Annotated in this window: 17 protein-coding genes; 5 read left to right on the top strand and 12 right to left on the bottom strand. The window is 68.7% G+C overall.

The annotated features are described in order from the left end of the window. Window positions 1-70 precede the first annotated feature (70 nt). Window positions 71-2,932 (top strand): MMPL family transporter, encoded by a 2,862-nt coding sequence (locus ACLD0U_RS01555; protein ID WP_410339626.1) that lies wholly within the window; start codon window positions 71-73, stop codon window positions 2,930-2,932. After that, a complete protein-coding gene (locus ACLD0U_RS01550) occupies window positions 2,929-5,091 on the top strand; it encodes a YhgE/Pip domain-containing protein (protein WP_410339625.1) in 2,163 nt (720 codons plus the stop codon). The genes ACLD0U_RS01555 and ACLD0U_RS01550 overlap by 4 nt, the downstream gene beginning before the upstream one ends. A gap of 98 nt (window positions 5,092-5,189) precedes the next feature. On the opposite strand, the gene ACLD0U_RS01545 is transcribed toward ACLD0U_RS01550, so the two are convergent. Beyond that, window positions 5,190-5,651, bottom strand: a complete 462-nt coding sequence (locus tag ACLD0U_RS01545; protein WP_179409056.1) for an Lrp/AsnC family transcriptional regulator — start codon at window positions 5,649-5,651, stop codon at window positions 5,190-5,192. Window positions 5,652-5,876: 225 nt separating this feature from the next. Between ACLD0U_RS01545 and ACLD0U_RS01540 the strand changes: the two genes are divergently transcribed. Next, window positions 5,877-8,228, top strand: a complete 2,352-nt coding sequence (locus ACLD0U_RS01540) for a transketolase-like TK C-terminal-containing protein (protein WP_410339624.1) — start codon at window positions 5,877-5,879, stop codon at window positions 8,226-8,228. Between the two features lie 171 nt (window positions 8,229-8,399). Here the strand turns inward: ACLD0U_RS01540 and ccsB are convergent, their stop codons facing one another. From ccsB to ACLD0U_RS01515, 5 genes are all read right to left on the bottom strand, one after another. Next, a complete protein-coding gene (gene ccsB / locus ACLD0U_RS01535; protein WP_410339623.1) occupies window positions 8,400-9,377 on the bottom strand; it encodes a c-type cytochrome biogenesis protein CcsB in 978 nt (325 codons plus the stop codon). 1 nt (window position 9,378) lies between these two features. After that, window positions 9,379-11,088, bottom strand: a complete 1,710-nt coding sequence (locus ACLD0U_RS01530) for a cytochrome c biogenesis protein ResB (RefSeq protein ID WP_410339622.1) — start codon at window positions 11,086-11,088, stop codon at window positions 9,379-9,381. 31 nt (window positions 11,089-11,119) lie between these two features. After that, window positions 11,120-11,884: a cytochrome c biogenesis CcdA family protein gene (locus tag ACLD0U_RS01525; RefSeq protein WP_179409060.1), complete on the bottom strand. Its 765-nt coding sequence runs from the start codon at window positions 11,882-11,884 to the stop codon at window positions 11,120-11,122. Then, on the bottom strand, window positions 11,881-12,471 hold the full coding sequence (locus ACLD0U_RS01520) for a TlpA disulfide reductase family protein (protein WP_307858863.1): 591 nt from the start codon (window positions 12,469-12,471) through the stop codon (window positions 11,881-11,883). Before ACLD0U_RS01520 ends, ACLD0U_RS01525 begins: the two co-directional genes overlap by 4 nt. Before the next feature lie 109 nt (window positions 12,472-12,580). After that, on the bottom strand, window positions 12,581-12,991 hold the full coding sequence (locus tag ACLD0U_RS01515; protein ID WP_410339621.1) for a MerR family transcriptional regulator: 411 nt from the start codon (window positions 12,989-12,991) through the stop codon (window positions 12,581-12,583). A gap of 61 nt (window positions 12,992-13,052) precedes the next feature. On the opposite strand from ACLD0U_RS01515, the gene ACLD0U_RS01510 reads away from it, so the two are divergent. Beyond that, window positions 13,053-13,952 (top strand): NAD(P)/FAD-dependent oxidoreductase, encoded by a 900-nt coding sequence (locus ACLD0U_RS01510; RefSeq protein ID WP_410339620.1) that lies wholly within the window; start codon window positions 13,053-13,055, stop codon window positions 13,950-13,952. Between the two features lie 19 nt (window positions 13,953-13,971). Here ACLD0U_RS01510 and ACLD0U_RS01505 read toward each other — a convergent pair whose 3' ends face one another. Further along, on the bottom strand, window positions 13,972-14,610 hold the full coding sequence (locus tag ACLD0U_RS01505) for a histidine phosphatase family protein (protein ID WP_179409063.1): 639 nt from the start codon (window positions 14,608-14,610) through the stop codon (window positions 13,972-13,974). A gap of 2 nt (window positions 14,611-14,612) precedes the next feature. Then, entirely contained in the window at window positions 14,613-15,002 is a 390-nt protein-coding gene (locus tag ACLD0U_RS01500; RefSeq protein WP_179409064.1) for a DUF5684 domain-containing protein, read from the bottom strand. 146 nt (window positions 15,003-15,148) lie between these two features. On the opposite strand from ACLD0U_RS01500, the gene aspS reads away from it, so the two are divergent. Beyond that, window positions 15,149-16,933, top strand: a complete 1,785-nt coding sequence (aspS, locus tag ACLD0U_RS01495) for an aspartate--tRNA ligase (RefSeq protein ID WP_222445250.1) — start codon at window positions 15,149-15,151, stop codon at window positions 16,931-16,933. Between the two features lie 134 nt (window positions 16,934-17,067). Here the strand turns inward: aspS and ACLD0U_RS01490 are convergent, their stop codons facing one another. The 4 genes from ACLD0U_RS01490 to ACLD0U_RS01475 all read right to left on the bottom strand — a co-directional run bounded on the left by ACLD0U_RS01490 (window position 17,068) and on the right by ACLD0U_RS01475 (window position 20,980). Then, window positions 17,068-17,910 (bottom strand): carbohydrate ABC transporter permease, encoded by an 843-nt coding sequence (locus ACLD0U_RS01490; protein WP_410339619.1) that lies wholly within the window; start codon window positions 17,908-17,910, stop codon window positions 17,068-17,070. Beyond that, complete coding sequence (locus tag ACLD0U_RS01485; protein ID WP_206550478.1) at window positions 17,907-18,755, bottom strand: carbohydrate ABC transporter permease; 849 nt, start codon at window positions 18,753-18,755, stop codon at window positions 17,907-17,909. Before ACLD0U_RS01485 ends, ACLD0U_RS01490 begins: the two co-directional genes overlap by 4 nt. A 44-nt stretch (window positions 18,756-18,799) precedes the next feature. Next, window positions 18,800-20,059 (bottom strand): ABC transporter substrate-binding protein, encoded by a 1,260-nt coding sequence (locus ACLD0U_RS01480; protein WP_410339618.1) that lies wholly within the window; start codon window positions 20,057-20,059, stop codon window positions 18,800-18,802. Window positions 20,060-20,155: 96 nt separating this feature from the next. Next, window positions 20,156-20,980, bottom strand: a complete 825-nt coding sequence (locus ACLD0U_RS01475) for a sulfite exporter TauE/SafE family protein (RefSeq protein ID WP_410340259.1) — start codon at window positions 20,978-20,980, stop codon at window positions 20,156-20,158. Window positions 20,981-21,043: the final 63 nt, after the last annotated feature.

Genomic DNA, 21,043 nt, shown 5'->3' with positions numbered 1-21,043 from the left:
ACGCGATTCCCATAGGATACATCTACGTATTGAATACACCTGTGTATCGAACTCTCTGCCCGGAGGAAGCGTGTCCACTCTGCTCTCATCCCTGGGACGCTGGTCGTTCCGGCATCCCTGGCGCGTCCTGGTCAGCTGGCTGATCGTTCTCGGCATCGCCGGCGGCGGCGCGATCGTTCTCGGCGCGGGAACCGACAACACCTTCTCGATACCCGGCACCGAGTCACAGGCGGGCCTCGAGCAGCTCGAGCGCACCTTTCCCCAGGTGAGTGGCACGAACGCGCAGTTCATCGTCGTCGCCGCGGATGGCGACGACGTGACCGACGACGCCTACCGTGACGGGATCGAGGATGCCGTCGACGAGCTCGCCCGGCTCGACGGCGTGCTGGCAGCGACCTCCCCCTACGACGAGATGGTCGAGGGCATGGTCAATGACGAGCACACGGCCGCGATCGTGCGTCTGCAGTTCGACGGGCAGGCCACCGATGTCAGCGCCGAGGTGACCGATGAGCTGCAGAGCATCGTCGACGAGCTCGCGGCGGCACTGCCCGAGGGATCGCAGACCGCCCTGGGCGGCGACCTGTTCGCCATGGCGATCCCAGCCGTGACCATCACCGAGGCGGTCGGCCTGGTGATCGCCCTCCTGGTGCTGATCGTGACGTTCCGCTCGTTCGTCGTGGCGGGGCTTCCGCTACTGACCGCGGTGCTGGGCGTCGGCATCTCGATGGCGGGCATCTTCGCCGCGACCGCCTTCGCGACGGTCTCGTCGACCACGCCGCTGCTCGCGCTCATGCTGGGGCTCGCGGTGGGTATCGACTACGCGCTGTTCATCATCGCCCGCCACCAGGACCAGGTGCGCGACGGCATCGATCCTGAGGAATCGGCATCCCGCGCCGTCGGCACGGCTGGATCGGCCGTCGTGTTCGCCGGCATCACCGTGCTGATCGCCCTGATCGGACTCGGCTTCGCGGGCATCCCATTCCTGACGACGATGGGTATCGCCGCGGCCGTCGCCGTCGCGATCGCCGTCGCCATCTCGGTGACGCTGACCCCGGCGCTGCTCGGCTTCTTGAAGGGTCGCGTCGCCGGGCGCGCGAAGAAGGCCCCGAAGATGAAGAAGTCGGATGCCCGTGACGCAGCGCCCCGTGAGGGCTTCGCCGCCCGCTGGGTCGGCGGCGTCACCAAACGCCCGATCCTGGTGAGCATCGCCGTCGTACTCGGTCTGGGCATCGTGGCCGTACCGGCGCTGAGCCTGAACCTGGCACTGCCGAACGCCGGTGTGCTCCCGGAGGATTCCGAGGCGCGCATCAGCTACGACCTGACCGCCGAGGAGTTCGGCCCGGGGTTCAACGGTCCACTGATCCTCACCGGAACGATCGTGACCTCGACCGATCCGCTCACGCTCATGCAGGACCTCGGTGATGAGGTCGCGCAGCTGCCCGGCGTGCGCGAGGTGGCGCTGGCTACCCCGAACGAGACGGCCGATACCGGCATCGTGCAGATCATTCCCGAGACCGCCCCCGATGACCCGGCCACCAGCGACCTCGTGCGCGAGCTGCGCTCACATCACGACGAGTGGCTGGACGAGTACGGCATCGACTTGAAGGTCACCGGCTTCACCGCCGTCGCCATCGACATCTCCGATCAGCTGGGTGCGGCGCTGCTGCCCTTCGGCGTGTTCGTGATCGGCCTGTCGCTGATTCTGCTGGCGATGGTGTTCCGCTCGATCTGGGTGCCGATCACCGCTGCCGCCGGATATCTGCTCTCGATCGTGGCGTCGTTCGGTGTCGTCGCGGCCGTGTTCGAGTGGGGCTGGTTCGCCGACCTGCTGCATGTGGCGCGCACCGGACCGATCATCTCGTTCATGCCGATCGTGCTGATGGGCGTGCTGTTCGGTCTGGCCATGGACTACCAGGTGTTCCTCGTCTCGCGCATGCGCGAGGACTACGTGCACGACCCCGACCGCACGGTCGCCGAGAACCGCCGCGCCGCCGCCGTGCGCGCCATCCGCTCGGGCTTCACGTCGTCGGCCCGCGTGGTGACCGCAGCGGCGCTGATCATGTTCGCGGTGTTCGTCGCGTTCGTGCCCGAGGGCGACTCGTCGATCAAACCGATCGCGTTGGGCCTGGCCGCCGGTATCGCGATCGACGCGTTCCTCGTGCGCATGACGCTGATCCCCGCGGTGATGGCCATCCTCGGCGACCGCGCCTGGCGCATCCCGACCTGGATGGAGAAGATCCTGCCGCACGTCGACATCGAGGGCGAGGCCGTCGAGCGCGAGCGTGCGCTGGCCGAATGGCCGGGTGACGACAGCATCCTCGCCGCCGATGGACTCAGCCTCGCGGACGGCGGCGTACACGCTGCGCACCTGCGGCTGGAACCGTCCGGCTCGCTGGTCATCACGGGTGCCCGCCCGCAGACGCTGCGCGCGCTGGCGCTGACGCTCGCCGGCCGGATGAAGCCCGAGGCGGGTCGCCTGCGCGTGGCGGGCCACCTGCTACCCGGTCGTGCCGCGTGGGTACGATCCCACGTCGGCATCGTCCTGCTGGGCGATGCGGATGCGGCATCCGCGGTCTCGGAGGCACTGCGTGGCCGCACCCGTCTGGCGATCCTCGACGGCGTCGAGCGCCTCACCGCGGCCGAGCGCGACCAGCTCGCCGCGCGCCTGCGCGACGCCGCCCCGGGTACGGCCGTCGTGCTCACGACCGTCGACCCGGATGCCGCTCAGTGCCTGCTCGATGCGGCCGGCCGATCCGTAGCATCCGTCACCGATCTTTCCTCCCCCGCCCACACCCCCACCTCTCGCCCACACCCCCACTCGCGGTCGTCCGCAGCACGGGGTGTCGACGACAACACGGGGTCTCGGCGACAGGGAACCGACTCCGAGGTGGACGCAAGCGACGTACTGAGCGAACGGAGTAACACGAAGTGACCCTCCCCATCGAACGCGCACGTTCGCGGCGCCCGATCACCTGGCTGACCATCATCGGCGTGCTGCTGCTGCCGGCCATCATCGGTGGCATCCTCGTCGCCGCGCTGCAGAACCCCACCGGCCGCCTCGACGCGATGACGGCCGCCGTGGTCAACCTCGACGAACCCGTCACGATCGACGGCCAGTACACGCCGCTCGGGCGCCAGCTGGCCGCGGGTCTCGTCGAGGGCTCCGACGAGATGGACTCCAACCTCACCTGGGTGATCTCGAACGAGGACGACGCAGCCGAGGGCCTCGCCGACGGCGAGTACCAGGCGATCGTCACGATCCCGAAGTCGTTCTCGGCGGATGCCACATCCGCCGGCACCGCGCTGCAGAGCGGGGATGCCGATGCGCAGCAGGCCGAGATCACCGTCACCACCGCACCCGACGGCCGGGTCGCCGACGGACTCATCACCCAGCAGATCGCCTCGGTCGCCGCGTCGACCATGGGCACGATGCTGAGCGAGGCGACCGTGGGCAACGTGCTGGTCGGTTTCAAGACCATCGGCGACCAGATCGGGGATGCCGCCGACGGAGCGGCCCAGCTCGCCGACGGCGCTCACGATGCCGCCGACGGTGCTGCCGAGATCCCCGACGGGGCCGCTCAGCTCGCCGACGGCGCCGGCGGAATCGCCAGTGGCGCGGGTGAGCTGGCCAGCGGTGCGTCTCAACTGGCCGGTGGAGCGAACGAACTCGCCGACGGTGCGAACCAGCTCAGCGGCGGAGCGACATCCCTGGGTGCGGGACTCGACACCATCGCGGGCAAGATCGGCGAGGTCGGCGATGGGGCAAACGCCCTGGGCAACGGTCTGCTCGACGGGGCCGCGGCCGTGACCGCTCCCGACAGCGAGGTCAACCAGCTCGTCGTCACCATCCAATTCGTGGCGGACACCGCGAACTCCGCCGCGGCATCGTCGGCGGACGCAGCCGGTCGCATCGGCAGTGTCGCCCAGCAGCTCGGTGATCTCGCCGCGCAGTGCGACCCCGACGTCTCGGGCACCGACTTCTGCACTCAGCTGGCGGCAACGGCGTCCGATGCCGGAGGCGCTGCCACCGCCGCACAGCAGGCAGCAACCGAAGCCGGCACCGTGGCGGGCTACATGGCGCCCATCGCCGGCGAGATCTCGGGCCTCCCGGAGCATCTCTCACAACAGCTGACAGACGCCGGCCACGCAGCACTCGCCCTCGGCGACGGCGTCGACCAGCTCGCCGGGGGCATCGGGCAGTCTGCGGATGGCGCTCGCGATCTGGCCACCGGCATGGCCGGGGTCGGCACCGGCGCCTCGGGGCTGGGCGAGGGAGCCACAGGCATCGCCAACGGCGCATCTCAGCTCGGCACCGGAGCCAGCCAGCTCGGCGACGGCGTGACCGCGCTCGGTGAGGGCGCCGGCGAGCTGGCCACGGGTCTTGACTCGCTGGCCTCGGGCACCGATGACCTCGCCGATGGCCTGACGACCGCAAGCACCTCGCTGCCCTCATTCAGCGACGAGGAATCGACCGCGCTGTCGTCGGTGATCGCCGACCCCGTCGCGTCGTCATCCGACTCCGACGCCATGTTCGGCCCCACGACCATCCCGCTGCTGGCATCCGTCGTGCTGTGGTTCGGGGCGCTCGCCTCGTTCATCGCCCTGCGCGCGGTGCCCGGCAACGCGCTGACCTCACGGCGCTCGTCGCTCGACCTGGTACTGCGCGGCTTCTGGCCCGCCGCCGCGATCGGCGCCGCTCAGGGTGTGCTCGTCGCCCTCGTCGTGCAGATCGTCGCCGAGTACGACGCCGCCACCTGGTGGGGCTTCGCCGGGTTCGCCGTGCTGACCGGTATCGCGTTCGCCGCCGTCAACCAAGCCTTGGTCGCCGTGTTCGGCGGCATCGGCCGCTGGGTCAGCGCACTGGTCGGCGTGCTCGCCCTGGCCACCGGGGTGATCTCGACGGTGCCCGGCTGGCTCGCAGGACTCGGCGCGGCGATGCCCACCGCGCCCGCGCTGACCGGACTGATCTCACCGACCGGGGCCGCCACCGCGGGGCTCATCGTCTGGGCGGTGCTGTCGCTCGGCGCGGCGATCCTCGCCGTCAGCACCCGGCGCACCACCAGCGCCAAGCGGGTGCTCGCGACCGCATGATCCGACGTCACCGGGCGGCGCCTGCCGCGCCGCCCGGTGACGCGGATGGGTGACGCCGACCAGCGACGCGGATCAGTGACGCGGTCCTACTGGCACCCTCAGAGCAGTTGCTCGATGCGGTACGGCACCATCTCGCGCATCACCAGTCCGGTCGTCGTGCGCTTGACGCCGTCGACATCGAGGATGCGCCCGGCGACGCGATAGAGATCGTCGGCGTCGCGGGCGACCACACGGATCATCAGATCGGTGATGCCCGACAGCCCCAGCACCTCGACGACCTCGGGGATCGCCGCGAGTGACTCGCCGACGCGATCGAGCTTGCGCTGAGTGACGCTGGTGACGATGTAGGCGCTCAGCGGGTAGCCGAGTACCCCGGGGTCGATGCGGCGCTGGAACGACCGCACGGTGCCGTCCTGGTCGTAGCGCGCCAGCCGGGCGCGGACGGTGTTGCGCGCCAGTCCGGTCGCCTCTGCCAGGGCGACGATGGTCGCCGCAGGGGTGCGGATGAGCTCTCGGAGCAGACGTCGGTCGGTGCGGTCGGCGAGGCCGGTGCGTGCCATCGTGATCACGCCTTTCACTCTCGACGGGCAAGAATTGCCCGTTCTGATCAACTGCGATCGTCTCTATTGTGCACGTCGTTCACACCTGATCCAATGACAGCACCATCTGCATACTCCCCGCCTGCCCCGCAGCCACCCGCACGACCGGGCAGGACGACCTCACCAGGGTCTCAGCGCGACTCGGCACCGCAATGACGTGGTGCCGCCCACCAGAGGAACCGCCCCATGACTCCTTCGCTCACCACCCTCGCCGCGGGCATCAACGCCCCGTCCATGGCCATCGCCGGTGACGATCTGACCACCCTCGCCGCGATCGAGCAGCGCGTGCTGTGGCTGGCGACGTCGATGATCCACCACGCCAACCGCGTGCGCCCGAACCCGTCGGGCCTCAAAGTCGGCGGACATCAGGCCTCCAGCGCCTCGATCGCGACCATCATGACGGCCCTCTGGTTCGACCAGTTGCGCGCCGAGGACCGCGTGTCGGTCAAACCGCACGCCTCACCCGTGCTGCACGCGATCAACTACCTGCTGGGCGAGCTCGATGAGACGCAGATGACGACGCTGCGGCAGTTCGGCGGCATTCAGAGCTACCCGAGCCGCTCGAAGGATCCCGACACGGTCGACTACTCGACCGGATCGGTCGGCATCGGCGCGACCGCGCCGATCTGGGGTGCGATCTCACGGCGCTACGCCGCGACGCTCTCGGGCGGCGGCCACGCCGGCCGGCAGTACTCGCTGGTCGGCGATGCCGAACTCGACGAGGGCGCCGTATGGGAGGCGCTGCTCGATCCGCACGTGCCCGACCTCGGCGAGCTGGTGTGGATCGTCGACCTCAACCGGCAGTCGCTCGACCGGGTGGTGCCGAACATCGCCGCGGGCAAGCTCGAGCGCATGTTCGACGCGGCCGGCTGGCAGGTGCTCACGGTGCCGTTCGGCGCGCGTCTGGAGGCCGTTTTCGCACGCCCCGGTGGCGAGGCTCTGCGGACGCGGATCCTCGATATGCCCAACGCCGAGTACCAGCGCCTGCTGCGCTGCGACGCCGGTGAGCTGCGGCACCGCCTGCCCGGGGCGGATGCCACGGCATCCGCCATCCGCGCCCTTCTCGACACGCTCGATGACGACGAGCTGCTGCGGACGATCCGCAACCTCGGTGGGCACGATCTGGCGGCGCTGCGCGCGGCGTTCGCGCAGATCGACGACACCCGTCCGACCGTGATCATCGCCTACACGATCAAGGGCAACGGGTTGCCCACGGCCGGGCATCCGCAGAACCACTCCTCGCTGCTGACCGTCGAGCAGTACGCACAGCTCGCCGCCGAGATCGGCATGGATCCGGGCGCGCCGTGGCAGCGGTTCGGTAAGACCACCGCCGAGGGTGTGCTGTGCGCGCAGACCGCTGCGCGCCTGCGGCGCGAGCCGGTGGCGGATGCTGCTCCGCCGGCCGTTCCCGCCGACTTCGGCCGTACTCCGTCGGGCTCGGGCACGACGCAGGCCGCCCTCGGTCGCGTGCTGCTCGACCTCACTCGCTCGGCCCCCGAGGTGGCGCGCCGCGTCGTCACCGCGAGCCCGGATGTGTCCAGCAGCACCAATCTCGCCGGCTGGCTGAACAAGGCCGGCGTGTGGTCACCCGACGACCGGCAGAACTGGTTCGCCGACGATCCCGAGACGATCATGCACTGGCGCGAGAGGCCCAGCGGGCAGCACATCGAGCTGGGCATCGCCGAGGTCAACCTCGTCGGTCTGATCAGCGAGTTGGGCGCCACCTGGAGCCGCTGGGGGCAGCCGCTCTTCCCGATCGGTGTGCTGTACGACCCCTTCGTCGAACGGGCGCTGGAGCCTTGGTCGTACGGCATGTACGCCGGTGGCCAGTCGATCCTGATCGGCACTCCGTCGGGCGTCTCGCTCGCCGCCGAGGGCGGTGCGCACCAGTCGATCAAGACGCCCTCGATCGGCATCGAGCAGCCCGAACTGCTGAGCTACGAGCCCGCGTTCATGCAGGAGGTGGAGTGGATGCTGCTGGCCGCCATGTCGCAGATGGCCCGGCCCGCAGGCAAGTCGGCCTACCTGCGCCTGTCGACCAAGCCCGTCGACCAGTCACTCGCAGCCGTGCCCACCGATCCGGCCGCGCGTGAGCGTCGTCGGCGTCAGGTGCTCGCGGGCGGCTATCGCCTGCGCAGCGCCGCCGATCCGGCCGTGACGATCGTCGCCATGGGAGCCATGCTGCCCGACGCGATCGAAGCCGCAGACCGCCTGACCGCTCTAGGTGTGACGAGTGACATCGTGTGCGTCACCAGCCCCGGCCTGTTGTTCGACGCCGTGCAGGCACGCGGCGGTCAGCACGAGGGCTCCGACTGGATCCTCGACCAGGTCCTTCCGCGGGAGCGGGCCCGGCCCATGGTGACCGTGCTCGACGGGCATCCGCACGCCCTGGCGTTCCTCGCCGGCATCCACGGTATGCCGGCTCGCCACCTCGGTGTCAGCCGGTTCGGGCAGGCCGGTGACCTCGCCGATGTGTACCGCTACCACGGCATCGACGCCGACAGCATCGTGCGCGCTGCGCTCGATCTGACCGCCTGAGACCCGCTCGCCGAGCCGACGGGCCGGGCGCGCTGGCTGTCTGCGCGCACGAGAACAGGAAACATCCCGAGAACAGGATGAATCCGCGGAAATCATCCTGTTCTGGGGAACGAGCCTGTTCTCGTGCGGCGCGGCTGGCGGCGCGGCGCGGCGCTGCTGCGCGAAGGCGGCTCAGCTCAGGCCGGAGTACGCGTGCAGGCCCTTGAAGAAGACGTTCACGATGGTGAAGTTGAAGATCACGGCGGCGAAGCCGGTGATCGACAGCCATGCCGATGGGGTGCCGCGCCACCCGCGCGTCGCGCGCGCGTGGATGTAGCCGGCGTAGAGCACCCAGATGATGAAGGTCCAGGTCTCCTTCACGTCGAAGCCCCAGTAGCGACCCCACGCGTCCTGTGCCCAGATCGCGCCGGCGATGAGCGTGAAGGTCCAGAAGATGAACCCGACCACCGTGAAGTGGTACGCCATGTTCTCGAGGCGCGAGGCCTCGGGCAGTGTGCGCAAGAAGCCGGGGCCGGTCTTCTGGGCGGCTTCGGCGACCTTACGCTCACGACGCGCCTGCATCAGCTGCAGCACCGAGAGAGCGAAGGCGAGGGCGAACAGCGCCGTCGACAGCGAAGCGACGAACACGTGGATGACCAGCCAGATCGACTTCAGCGGATCGACCAGCGGCGTGACCTCGGTGTAGAAGTTCGCCGCGGCAGCGCCCAACAGCACCAGCACGAGACCCGAGATGAAGCTGCCCAGGAAGCTCAGGTCGATACGCAGCAGCATCAGCAGGTAGACCGCCATGATCAGCAGCGTGCCGACCATCGCGAACTCGTAGAGGTTCGCCCACGGCACGCGTCCGGCCGCGAAACCGCGCGTGAGCGTCGCCGTCAGGTGGAACAACCAGCCGAGCACCGCGAGCGAGGTGCCGATCCGGCCGAAGACGTAGCGCTTGCGGGCGGGCGAAGCGTCGGCGGCACCGCCGGAGGTTGAGGCGACAGCATCCACCTCTCCCCCGCCGGCGCCGACGAGCGCCTTCGTCTTCGCCTGGTCGCTCGCCGACGACCGCTTCGCGAGGTCGAAGGCGTAGGCGACGAACGACGCCGCGTAGATCGCGATCGCCGTCCACAGCGTCAGGATCGAGAGGGAATCGAGATCGGGCATGTCATGCTCCCTTCACGGAGGTCCCGCGCTGCGGCGCGGTCCCGTCGAGCAGTCGCTCGTGACCGCGGACGAGGTCGTCCACGGCAGCGGCCAAAGTGGGGTCTTCGCCGCGCGCGAGCCCGGCGTACTCGAGGTGGATGCTGTCGCTGTCGGATGCTGTCGCCTTGACCCACATGCGGCGGCGGGGCACGAACAGGGCGAGGCCCAGTCCGCCCAGGGCGAGCATCGAGAAGACCAGCACCCACACGGCCGAGGCGTCGTGGTGGATCTGCAGCGACACGTAGCGCTTGACCGACTCCAGCGATCCGTTCGCGTCGGCGGGCGAGGCGTCTTCGAAGGTGACGGTGCCGAGACCGTTCGGCAGGTCGGCGGTCTCGCCCGGCTGCAGTTCGATCGAGGCGACGTCTGTGCCGCGTCCGTTGAGCTTGTCGAGGCCGTCGGTGTCGAGTTCGAACACCGACACGGGCCGGCCGCCGTCGATGCCGAGGTCGCCCTGGTACACGTCGAGCGTGAGCAGCGGCAGGTTCAGCGCGCCGTGAGCCGAGGCATACGCGCCCGAGTCGAGCTCAACCACGGTCGGGTACAGGAATCCGATCATGCCGAGCTGCTCGGGCATGCCGTCGGTGATCTTCACGACGCCGAGTGAGGTCATCGCGCTGTCCTGCGGCAGGAACTCGACTGGCTGGCTGAGTACCGCCACGCCCTCGGCGTTGCGCACCGTGATCGTCGGGGCGTAGCCGTTGCCCAGCAGGTAGACGCTGTCGCCCTCGACGTGCAGCGGGTGGTTGACCTGGATCTTGCCGTCGCTGGTCGAGCCGTCGGTGTGCTGCACCGAGACGTTGGCGGCGAAGTTGCCGGCCTGGCCGGCGCCGGGCTGGCCGAAGTCCTCGTACGTGACGTCGAAGCTGTCAAGGGTGATCGCGTACGGGTTGAAGGCGTCGTCTGCGACCAGGCGGCCCCGGTCGATCGAGTTGTAGTCGATCAGCGTGTTGACGTAACTCGACCCCTCGATGACGACCTTCTGGCCGGTGTAGGCGTAACTGCTGCCGATGCCGACGGTGATCAGCACGCCCACCAGCGCGATGTGGAAGATCAGGTTGCCGGTCTCGCGCCAGTAGCCGCGCTCGGCCGAGACCGACCAGGTGTTGCCCCGGTCGTAGCGGGCGACGCGGTAGCCGAGGGACTTCAGCTGCTTCTCGGCGACGTCGATGGCCGCCGGGGCCTCGGTCTCGGGGTCGGTCGTCTCGCGCTGCGCCGAGCGGTGGTCATCGAGCCGCGACAGTCGGGCGGGGGTGCGCGGCGGCTGCGTGCGCAGCGCCTTGGCGTGATGCTTGATGCGCGGGAGCACGCATCCGATCAGCGAGATGAACAGCAGCAGGTAGATCGCCGAGAACCAGGGCGACGAGTAGACATCGAACAGGCTGAGCCCGTCGAGGATCGGGAACAGTTCGGGGTTGTTCTGCCGGTACTGCACCACACCGTTCGGGTCGGCACCGCGCTGCGGGAAGATCGAGCCCGGGATCGCGGCGATCGCCAGCGCCAGCAGCAGGATCAGCGCGACGCGCATCGACGTCAGCTGCCGCCATCCCCAGCGCAGCCATCCCATCGGACCGAGCTTGGGCTGGGCGATGTCACTGTCGGGCTGTTCCGCGCCGATGTGGTCGGACGGGCGCCGTGGGTCGGTGGCGGCAGACGTGCCGGTGCGGTCCACGCGGGGTCCCTTCTTCTCGGGCGGAGTCGGGTCAGATGGGGAGGATGACACTGGCCATCACCGCCGTCAGTCTCGACATGATCTCGGTCCAGATGCCGGTCGCCATGAGCACGCCGAGCACGATCAGCAGCACGCCGCCGATGATGTTGACGGTGCGGATGTGGCGGCGCACGAAGCCGACCGCGCGGGTCGCCCAGCCGAAGCCGAGCGCAAGCAGCAGGAACGGGATACCCAGTCCGAGCGAGTAGGCGACACCGAGCAGGGATGCCCGCCACGGCGTGCCCATGTTGAACGACAGCGCCACGATCGCCGTCAGGGTCGGCCCCATGCAGGGCGCCCAGCTGAGGCCCAGAGCGACACCCAGCAGCGGTGCGCCGATGAGTCCGGTGCTGGACTTCACCTGCATCCGCATCTCACGCTGGGCGAAGCCGAAGAAGCCCAGAAAGACCAGCCCCATGACGATGATCAACACGCCGAGGATCTGCGTGATCAGTCCCGACCACTGCAACACGAACGCCCCGAAGGTGCCGCTCAGCGCGGTGATGGCGACGAAAACGACCGTGAAGCCGGCGATGAACAGCAGCACACCCAGCAGCATCCGCCGGCGCGTCGTGGTCTGGGTCTGCGTGCCCTCTGCGGATGTCGTGGTGGCGCCCGCGGCGCCACCGATGAACCCGAGGTAGCCGGGCACGAGGGGTAGCACGCAGGGTGAGACGAAGGAGACGAGCCCGGCCAGCATCGCCAGCGGGATCGCGAGCCAGAGAGCGCCGGCGCCGATGACGGCTTCGGGGCTCACGCCTCCTCCTTCAGCACGTCCTTGATCATCGTCGACAGGATCGAAGTGCCGTCGATCGGTCCGATGATGCGTGCGGCGACGCGTCCTTGCTTGTCGAGCACGAGGGTGGTCGGAGGCGCCTGGATGGGCGTGACCTGCGCGAAGGCCAGCTTGGCCTCACCGGTGGTCGCATCGATCAAGCTGGGGTAGGTGATGCCGTAGGTCTCGGCGAAGGCGAGTGCTGTGGCGGGCTGGTCGTAGATGTTGACGCCGATGAACGCGACGTCGTCCTTCTGGTGCATCTGCCAGACGGCTTCCAGATCGGGAGCCTCGAGTCGGCACGGTCCGCACCCGGCGTACCAGAAGTTGACCACGGCGACCTGGCCGCTGATGTCAGCGCTTGAGAACTTCTCGCCGTTCTCGATGACACCGCCGAACTCGACCGGCTCGTCGCGGTCGGCGGGCGGAATCTCCTGTGTGCGGAAGTCAGCCGAGGTGTATGCCTTCTCGTCGCCGTTGCGGAACGCCTCGGTGGCGGGGTCATCGGCAGAGCACGCGCTGAGGCCGACGGCCAGTGCGGCGGCGACCGCCGCGGCCGCGACCTTCACAGAACGTCGGCTGCGGGCACCACGAGAAGAAGGAACACGAGATGACACGCTGGGAATCGTACGCACGTTTCCTATGCGCGCTCTGACATGCGCGGCCCCGTGTGAGCGGTCAGCGGGGCAGGTCTCCGATGATGTCCGAGACCTCGGCACGGAAGCGCGGACAGGCTGCGATGTCGTGCGCGGAGCAGCGCAGGGCGTGCTCGGTCATCGCCTTCGAGTGCCGCATCTCGGCCATTCGCCGATCGAGATCGTCCAGGTGGGCGTGCAGCACCTCGTGACGACCGGTCATGTCGCGCTCGAGCAGGTGGACGATCTGATCGAGGCTCATGCCCGCGGCCTTGCTGCGCAGGATCACCGCGACGCGCACGATGTCGTCCTCGCCGTAGCGCCGCCGCCCGCCGCTGTCGCGCGCGGGCGTCAGCAACCCCATGGACTCCCAGTGGCGCAGCACGTGGGTGGGCAGGGCGAAGCGCTCGGCGACGTCGCCGATGGACCACGGATGCCGGTCGCTTGACTTCATGTCAACATGAAGTCACACACTCGTGAGGAACGCAAGCACCGCACCCTCAGGAGGAAGAAGAATGCACGACGTCATCATCATCGGAGCCGGCCCCGCCGGTCTGCAGGCGGCTCTCACGCTCGGGCGCATGCGCCGCACCACCGCGCTCATCGACTCGGGCCAGTACCGCAACGAGCACGTGCGCCACATGCACAACGTGCTCGCGGCCGACGGCACCCCGCCCACGGAGTTCCGCGCGACCGCGCGTCGCCAACTGGCCGCCTACCCGACCGTGACGGTGCACGACGACACCGTCGAGACGGTGCGAGCGGCGGATGCCGGCTACGAGGCCGTCTTCGCCGACGGCAGCACCCTGCGCGCACGCGTCGTGCTGCTGGCGACCGGCATGCTCGACGAGCTGCCGCCGGTCCCCGGGCTCGATGGCCTGTGGGGGCGCCGCGCGTTCAACTGCCCGTTCTGTGATGGGCACGAGTTCGTCGGCCGCCGCGTCGGCCTGCTCGGCGCGGATGCCCGCATCGAGCACCTGGCGCAGCTGCTGAGCCCGATCGCCGCCGAGCTGGTCGTGTTCACCGATGGCGGCCTGGATACCGGCATCCGCTCCCGTCTGCTCGACGCGAACGTCACCGTGCACTCCGAGCCCGTCACCGCCGTGTCCGAGACCGACGACGGCGTGCGCGTCGACGCGGGCGCCGCCGTCGACGTCGCCGCGCTGTTCCTGACACCCCGCACCACACGGCAGCGCGCACCGTTCGCCGCGCAGCTCGGACTGCGGATGCTGCCGAACGGGGCGATCGAGATCGACGACGTCGGCCGCACCTCGCACGCCGGCGTCTTCGCCGCCGGTGACATCGCCCAGTCCGCCACCGCAGGCGGCATGCCGTCGGTGATCTCGGCGGCCGCATCGGGGCAGCGAGCCGCGTCGTTCATCACCATGCAGCTGACCGCGGGCGACGGGCAGTGACCGCCCCACCCACGGGCACTCAGACAGCGCCGAGATCGATGCCCTTCGGCGCCGGCTCGGCATAGTCGACCTCACGCCACACATCGCCCACACGCTCGAAGCTCGTGACGCTCGACAGCGCGCAGCGCCTCGTTCGCGGGTCGTGGCGCAGCGGCAACCCCGCGACCGAGAGGTGGGTGATCCAGATCGGCGCCTGATGAGAGACGAAGACGATGTCGCCGCCCTCGGTCGCGGACTCCACGGTGCCGTGCCAGGCCTCGTTCATCGCCTCCTGCATCCGCTGGGCAATCGAGCTGTACGCCTCACCCCAGCTGGGCAGCGACGGACGACGCAGGTGCCACCAGTTGCGCGGATCGCGCAGCGCCCGCGACATGCGCCGCCCCTCGAACACGTTCGTCGGCTCGATGATGCGCTCATCGAGCGTGGGCGCCAGCCCGAACAGCTCGGTGAACGGCTCGGCCGACTCCTGCGTGCGCTCCAGCGGAGAGCACCGCAACGATCGCACGGGGCGATCGAGCGAGGCGATGTGCTCGGCGGCGGCGCGCGCCATCCGCCGCCCGGACTCGCTCAGGTGGTAATCGGGAAGACGGCCGTAGAGCACGCGCGCGGGATTGTGCACCTCGCCGTGCCGGACCAGGTGCAGTCGGGATGCCGTCATGCTCAGGCCTTGCGGTACTTCGCCTCACCGAAACCGAGGATGAAGTAGCCGATGAACGGCAGCATCCACAGCAGGAAGAACGAGAAGACACCGCCCTTGCCGAAGGCGTCACCGACCTTCACGCAGACGATGATGTGGAAGATGAAGCCCACGATCGGGATCAGGTACAGCAGTGCGAGCCAGCCCGACATGCCGGCGATCTTGACCAGGAAGATCACGTTCACGATCGGAATCAGCGCGAGGATGCCCGGGTATCCGGCCTTGGTGAACACCTTCCACAGCGCGACGGCCACGAGCACGTAGAACGCCAGCGCGATCAGACCGGTCGTGCCCGAGAAGATGCCTTCGTAGATGCCGTCGACCGCGTCGGTCACCGAGCCCACCTTGTTCATTGGGGTGCCTTCCATGCGTATGGGACTGCTGGCGGGCGACCTGCCCGTGCTCGCGAGTCTACTGAAGGCATCCGCGCCCGCCACGGTGCGCACGCCGTCCACGTAAACTGGGCAGGCATCTCGTTCCCTATCAGGAGGAAATCTCCGTGCTTCGCACCCACACGGCAGGCTCGCTGCGAGCCGAGCACATCGGTCAGACCGTCACCCTCTCGGGTTGGGTCGATCGTCGCCGCGATCACGGAGGCGTCGCGTTCATCGACCTTCGAGACGTCTCGGGAATCGCCCAGGTCGTCATCCGCGATGAAGAGGTCGCCCACCCGCTGCGCAGCGAGTTCGTGCTGCAGGTGACCGGCGAGGTCTCGCGCCGCCCGGCCGGCAACGAGAACCCCAACCTGCCGACCGGTGACGTGGAGCTGATCGCATCCGACGTCGTCGTGCTCAACGAGTCCGCCCCGCTGCCGTTCCCGGTCTCCAGCGGACTGGCCGAGTCCGACCCGGTCGGCGAAGAGGCACGCCTCAAGCACCGCTACCTCGACCTGCGACGCCCTGCACCGGCATCCGCCATGCGCCTGCGTTCCGACGTCTACAAGGCCATCCGCGACGAACTGCACACCCGCGAGTTCGTCGAGGTCGAGACGCCGACGCTGACCCGTTCGACGCCTGAGGGCGCCCGCGACTTCCTGGTGCCGGCACGCCTGCACCCGGGCAGCTGGTACGCCCTGCCGCAGTCGCCGCAGCTGTTCAAGCAGCTGCTGATGGTGGGCGGTGTCGAGAAGTACTTCCAGATCGCGCGCTGCTACCGCGACGAGGACTTCCGCGCCGACCGTCAGCCCGAGTTCACGCAGCTCGACATCGAGATGGCCTTCGTCGACCAGGAGGACGTCATCGAGATGATGGAGTCGCTCGTCGTCGCGATGTGGAAGACCATCGACGTCGACGTGCCGACGCCGCTGCCCCGCATGACCTACGCCGACGCGATGGCCAAGTACGGCTCCGACAAGCCCGACCTGCGCTTCGGCCTCGAGCTCGTCGAGGCGACCGAGTACTTCAAGGACACCCCGTTCCGAGTGTTCCAGTCGGAGTACGTCGGCGCCGTGCTGATGCCCGGCGGCGCCTCGCAGCCGCGCAAGGTGCTCGACGCCTGGCAGGACTGGGCCAAGCAGCGCGGAGCACGCGGCCTCGCGTACGTGCTGTTCAACGAGGACGGCACGCTCGGCGGGCCCGTCGCGAAGAACCTGTCGGATGCTGAGAAGGCCGGCCTTGCCGAGCTCGTCGGCGCGAAGGCCGGCGACTGCGCGTTCTTCGCCGCCGGTTCCACCAAGGAGAGCCGTGCCCTGCTGGGCGCCGCACGCGTCGAGATCGGCCGCCGCCTCGAGCTGCTCGACCCGGACGTGTTCGCCTTCACCTGGGTCGTCGACGCACCGATGTTCGAGCCCGCTTCGGATGCCGTCGCCTCGGGTGATGTCGCCGTCGGCGCCGGCGCCTGGACCGCCGTGCACCACGCCTTCACCGGCCCGAAGCCCGAGTTCGCCGACACGTTCGACACCGATCCCGGTGCGGCGCTCGCCTATGCGTACGACCTGGTCTGCAACGGCTCGGAGCTCGGCGGCGGATCGATCCGCATCCACCGTGAAGACGTGCAGAAGCGCGTGTTCAAGGTCATGGGCATCAGCGAAGAGGAGGCCGACGAGAAGTTCGGCTTCCTGCTCGAGGCGTTCAAGTTCGGCGCTCCCCCGCACGGCGGCATCGCCCTGGGCATGGACCGCGTCATGCAGCACCTGACCAAGACCGACTCGATCCGCGAGGTGATCGCCTTCCCGAAGTCGGGTGGTGGATTCGACCCGCTGACCGAGGCGCCCGCGCCGATCACGGCCGAGCAGCGCGCCGAGGCCGGCGTCGACACCGAGCCCGAGGAGGAGGCTGCGGAGTAGCATCCGCCCGCCTCGCGGTCGTCGCTCGCCGACACCCCCACCTGCCGCCGAGACCCCTACGTATGGACGCCCATACGTAGGGGTCTCGGCGCGTTCTGGGGGTGTCAGCGAAAGTGGGTCGAGTACCCGAGGCGCTACTTCATCGCGCCGGCGACCATGCCCGTGATGAAGCTGCGCTGCAGAAAGAGGTACGCCAGCAGCACGGGCACCACTGAGAGCAGCGATGCCGCGGCCGCGGCACCCGGATTGCTGCCCTGCGCGGCGAAGAAGCTCGCCACAGCGGGGGCGATCGTGCGCACGTCGGGGTCGCGCAAGAAATACGAGCTCAGCGCGTATTCGTTCCAGATGGCGACACCGGCGAGGATCGCGACCGTCGCCGTGACCGGCTTGAGCATCGGGAACACGACGCGGAACAGCACCTGCAGCGCATTCGCTCCGTCGACGACCGCGGCCTCTTCGATCGACACCGGCAGGCTGCGCATGAACGCGGTGTACAGGAACACCGCCAGGGGCAGGTTGCCCGTGACCATCACCAGGATGATGCCCCAGTGCGTGTTCAGCGCACCGATGTCTTTCATGAGTGTGTACAGCGGCACGAGCACCGACAGCGGCGGGATCATGATCAGCGCGAGGATGCCGGCATAGACCAGCTGGTTGCCGCGCGTGATGCGCCGCGCCAGCGGGTAGGCGGTCAGCGCACCGAGAACGCAGACCAGCACCGTCGAGACGACGGTGACGATCGCGCTGTTGCCGATGGCGGTGAGGATGCCGCCCTGCTGCACCGCGGTGGTGAAGTTCTGCCAGTAGATGTCGCTCGGCAGCGCCCACGGCGACGACAGGTCGCTCTTGGGCTTGGCGGCGGTGGTGATGCCGAAGTAGAACGGCAGCAGTTGCAGGAGCGCGACGAACCCGAGCGCGACGTAGATGAGCACCCGGGACGGCGCCGATGCCTCTTTCACCGCAGATGTCTCTCTCATAGCTGCACCCGCTTGCGGTTCAGCGCGCTGTTCAGCACGAACGTCGCCGCCGCGATGAGCACGAACAGCACCACCCCCATGGATGCCGCATATCCGGCCGCCTGGTTGCCGAAGTAGGTCTGCCCGATCAGGGTCGACACGGAATGCGTCGACGTGCCGGGGCCGCCGCCCGTGAGCACCTGGATCACGTCGAACAGCTTGAGCCCGCCGATGAGGTTGAGCACGATGCTCGTCGCGAACGCCGGCTGCAGCAACGGCACGGTGATGTTCCGGAAACGCTGCCACCACCCGGCGCCATCGAGTTCGGCTGCCTCGTAGTACTCGTTCGGCACCGCCTGCAGCCCTGCGAGGTAGATGACCATCGAGATGCCGACGAACTGCAGCGAGTTCACGATCACGATGATCGTCACGCCTGCCGAGGCGTCCGCGAGCCAGGCGACCTGGTCGGCGCCCCACAGCGCCCGCAGGTCGTTCAGCGCACCATTGTTGTACCGGAAGATCAGGTAGTACATCGTGCCCAGCACGACGGGCGAGACCATCACCGGCAGGTAGATGATCGCGCGCAGCAGCGACGCGCCCCGCACGACCCGGTCGAGCACCACAGCCAGGCCCAGCCCGAGGATCTGCTGGATGATCGTGCTGCCAACGCCGTAGATGAACGTGTTGATCAGCGCGGTGCGGAAGACGTCGTCACTGAACAGGCGTGCGTAGTTGTCGAACCCCACGAACGCCCGGCCGGGGCTATAGCCGTTCCAGTTGGTCAGCGACAACCCCATCCCGCTGATGAGCGGGTAGATCGAGAAGACCGCGAACAGCAGCACGGCCGGCACGTAGAGCCAGTTCAACCGCCGAGGGTAGAGGCTGTACGGTCGCCCGCGCCGCGGCACGGTTACTGCTGCCCGAACAGGGTGCCGAAGTCGGCCTCGACCTGCGCGACGGCATCGTCGACGCTCGCCTGCCCGGTCACCACGCCGCTGGTCGTGGTGATCAGCGTGTTCCACATGCCGTTGGGCAGATACGCGCGGTCGAAGTACGGCACCATGCGCACGTCTCCGGGCGCGAAGAACTGCTCGTAGCTGTCAGAGAGCTCCCCCAGGTCGACGTCGACCCCGGTGAGTCCTGCCGGGTTGCCGTCTTCGCCGGCGAAGGCGCCGATGTTCTCGGTCTCGGCGAGGAAGTCGAGAAAGTCGAGCGCCTGCTGCTTGTGCTCACCGTCACGCCAGGCGCCGAGTGCGACGCCCTCGCCGCCGATGAGGTACTCGGGGTCTCCGTTGATCGCGGGAACCGGCAGGAATCCCAGCTCGGCTTCGGGGACGAACTGCCGGGCGCTGAGCGCGAGGCTGTTCTGGATCATCACGAACGCCGTGGTGCCCTGCCCGAGCGCCGTGGCGATGTCGTCACTGGTCGCGGCCGAGAAGTCGGGGTTGAAGTAGCCCTCGTCGGCCCAGTCGGCGAGCGTGGAGTACATCGCCTCGAAACCGCTGTCGACGAACTCGCCGCCCGCGAGCCGGTCGGACTCAGCCTCGTCGAAGGAACCGGATGCCAGCCAGTCGGCCACGTTGCCGGCGAACCAGCTGTCCTTGCCCGAGGCGGAGAGGGGTACGATCCCGGCCTCGGCGAGCTTTTCGAGGGCGTCGTCGAACGCGTCGATCGTTCCCAGCGAGGCAGGGTCGATCCCATGGTCGTCGAGGACGGTCTGGTTGTAGAGGATGCCCGCGACGTCGGTCGTCAACGGCAGTGCGAAGAACTCACCGGCGTCGTTGCGCATGGTCGCGTCGAGTACGGGGTTGAGGTTCTCTGCCCAGGCACGCTCCTGCAGCGGCTCGAGGAACTCGCTGTAGCGCAGCAGCGACCAGCCGTGCGTCGCCCAGATGTCGGGCAGGTCACCCGACGCCATGCGCACCTTCATGTCGCCCTCGTAGTCCTGCGCCAGGGGAACCACATCGATCGTGACCCCGGGGTTCTCGTCCTCGTACGCTGCGGCGAGCGCGGAGAGCGACTGAAAGCGCGGGCTGTCCTCGGCCATCGCCGACTGCAGTTCGAGGGTCACCTCGCCGTCGTCGCCCGGTCCCGAGCATCCGGTGAGCGCGAGCGCGGCGATGATGAGCACCGCGGGCCCCGCCAGCGCCTTTTTGCTGACCTCCGACATCTTCGTCCTTCCTCCGGTCGACACATGCTAGCGGTCCCCAGCCGCACTGGGAGTCTACGCGGGAGGATACGCACCGGGATAGTCCCCGAGACCGCCTCAGCGTGAGGCGAGCGAGGGCAGCACGTTCTCGTGCCAGACGTCGATGCCGAGTCGCACGATCAGCGCGATGACGACGATCAGGAACACCACCCGGATGAACCGCGTGCCGCGTGCGATCGCCATGCGCGAGCCCAGGTAGCTGCCGGCGACGTTGGCGACGGCGAGAATGCCGCCTAGCACCCACAGCACGGCACCGTGCGGGATGAACAGCAGCAACGCCCCGATGTTGGTGGCGAGGTTGACGATCTTGGCCTTCGCGCTGGCCTGCAAGAAGTCGTAGCCGAGCAGCGTCACCAGGGTGATCACGAGAAACGTGCCGGTGCCGGGGCCGATCAGTCCGTCATAGAAGCCGATGGCCAGGCCCGCCGCGCCCGCCGCGATGTGGTGGCGGTGCCCGTGAAAGCGCAGTAGCGTGCGCTGGCCGAGCTGCGGGCGGAAGGCGGTGAACAGTGCGACGACGAGCAGCGCGATCACGATGATCGGTTTGAATGCGGCCGGCGGCAGGATCGTCGCCACCGCCGCACCGCCGAACGACCCGACCAGCGCGATCGCGGCCATCGGCAGCGCCGTGCGGATGTCGGGCTTCGCCCGCCGGTAGTACGTGACGCTGCTGGTCGCGGTGCCGAAGACCGAGGCGAGCTTGTTGGTCGCGAGGGCCTGCACCGGAGTGATGCCGGGCACCAGCAGTAGCGCCGGCAGCTGCAGCAGACCCCCACCACCGACGACCGCGTCGATCCACCCGGCGGCGAACGCCGCGACGACGATGAAGATGAGCACGCCCCACGTGAGCTGCTCGAGACCGAGGAACGCGCCGATGTCCATCCCCAACAGGATGCCAGAGCCACGGGCATCCACCGACGCACCCTTCACGCGACGCATCCGAAC

The sequence above is a fragment of the Microbacterium sp. 2216-1 genome, assembly GCF_046507855.1.
In the GTDB taxonomy this organism is placed as follows: Bacteria; Actinomycetota; Actinomycetes; order Actinomycetales; family Microbacteriaceae; genus Microbacterium; species Microbacterium esteraromaticum_C.
The sequence above is the reverse complement of the archived record's forward strand: the minus strand, read 5'-3'. Positions and strand labels throughout refer to the sequence as shown.

Excerpts from the sequence above, each read along its gene's own strand:
- ccsB (WP_410339623.1), bottom strand. The coding sequence starts at position 9,377 with ATGCCCGATCTCGATTCCCTCTCGATCCTGACGCTGTGGACGGCGATC.
- ACLD0U_RS01540 (WP_410339624.1), top strand. The coding sequence starts at position 5,877 with ATGACTCCTTCGCTCACCACCCTCGCCGCGGGCATCAACGCCCCGTCC.
- ACLD0U_RS01475 (WP_410340259.1), bottom strand. The coding sequence starts at position 20,980 with ATGGACATCGGCGCGTTCCTCGGTCTCGAGCAGCTCACGTGGGGCGTG.
- ACLD0U_RS01510 (WP_410339620.1), top strand. The coding sequence starts at position 13,053 with ATGCACGACGTCATCATCATCGGAGCCGGCCCCGCCGGTCTGCAGGCG.
- ACLD0U_RS01480 (WP_410339618.1), bottom strand. The coding sequence starts at position 20,059 with ATGTCGGAGGTCAGCAAAAAGGCGCTGGCGGGGCCCGCGGTGCTCATC.
- ACLD0U_RS01545 (WP_179409056.1), bottom strand. The coding sequence starts at position 5,651 with ATGGCACGCACCGGCCTCGCCGACCGCACCGACCGACGTCTGCTCCGA.
- ACLD0U_RS01490 (WP_410339619.1), bottom strand. The coding sequence starts at position 17,910 with ATGAGAGAGACATCTGCGGTGAAAGAGGCATCGGCGCCGTCCCGGGTG.
- ACLD0U_RS01500 (WP_179409064.1), bottom strand. The coding sequence starts at position 15,002 with ATGAACAAGGTGGGCTCGGTGACCGACGCGGTCGACGGCATCTACGAA.
- ACLD0U_RS01505 (WP_179409063.1), bottom strand. The coding sequence starts at position 14,610 with ATGACGGCATCCCGACTGCACCTGGTCCGGCACGGCGAGGTGCACAAT.
- ACLD0U_RS01515 (WP_410339621.1), bottom strand. The coding sequence starts at position 12,991 with ATGAAGTCAAGCGACCGGCATCCGTGGTCCATCGGCGACGTCGCCGAG.